Source organism: Stenotrophomonas sp. STEN240 (genome assembly GCF_056756175.1).
The window spans coordinates 1-984 of sequence record NZ_JBRRBO010000094.1 but is presented as its reverse complement, the minus strand read 5'-3'; the positions used below and the strand labels follow the sequence as shown (position 1 = coordinate 984).

Annotated in this window: 1 protein-coding gene; it reads right to left on the bottom strand. The window is 62.0% G+C overall.

The genetic code is table 11. From position 1 onward, the window contains the following. Positions 1–94: 94 nt before the first annotated feature. Positions 95–877 carry a ferredoxin--NADP reductase gene (locus ACVOKO_RS19430; protein ID WP_346501032.1) on the bottom strand — a complete coding sequence of 261 codons (783 nt, stop codon included), beginning with the start codon at positions 875–877 and terminating at the stop codon, positions 95–97. Positions 878–984 lie beyond the last annotated feature (107 nt).

Sequence of the window (984 nt, the reverse complement as noted above, 5' to 3'; positions counted from 1 at the left end):
TCGGGGGGCGCCCCCCTCCGCGGCCCCCCCCTCACACCCCCACTATTCCCCGCCCCCCCGCCCGGCGCGGGTACCCCCGCTCCCACAAATCTTCTTATTTCTCGACGAAGGCCCGCTCGAACACGTAGTGGCCTGCCGTGCCTATGCGTGTTGATGCGGTAAAGCCGCGGGCATCAAGCACGCTGCGCAGGTCAGCCAGCATGTGCGGGCTGCCGCAAATCATGAAGCGATCGTTGGCCGGGTCCAGCGCTGGCAAACCCAGTGCTTGCTGCATCTGCCCGCTTTCCATCAGCGAGGTCAGCCGGCCCTGGTTGGGGAAGGGCTCGCGGGTAACCGCCGGGTAGTACAGCAGCTTGTCGCGGACGATATCGCCGAGGATTTCATCGTTCGGCAATTCTTCCTCGAAGTATTCGCGGTAGGCCAGGTCGCTCTCGAAGCGCACGCCGTGGCAGACGATGACTTTCTCGAAGCGCTCGTAGGTTTCCGGGTCCTTGACCACGCTCAGCCACGGCGCAAGGCCGGTGCCGGTGCCCAGCAGATAGAGGTGCTTGCCCGGGTGCAGATCGCTGATCAGCAAGGTGCCGGTGGGCTTCTTGCCGACCAGTACCTTGTCGCCGGGCTTGAGGTGCTGCAGACGTGAGGTCAGCGGACCATCCTGCACCTTGATGCTGAAGAAGTGCAGCTGCTCTTCCCAGTTGGCGCTGGCAATGGAATAGGCACGCATCAGCGGGCGGGCGCCTTCGTTTTCCAGCCCGATCATCACGAACTGGCCATTCTCGAAGCGGAAGCCGCTGTCGCGGGTGGTGGAGAAGCTGAAGTAGGCGTCCGTCCAATGACGGACTTCAAGCACCGTTTCGGCGCCAAAAGCGGAAGACATGCCGTGATTCGTAGATGGGAGACCTGCGTATTCTAGCTGACTTCGGTCAAATAAGAATAAATCTCATTTGAACGAAGGTTGGTAGTGCCGAGCCAAGCGCGGCACGG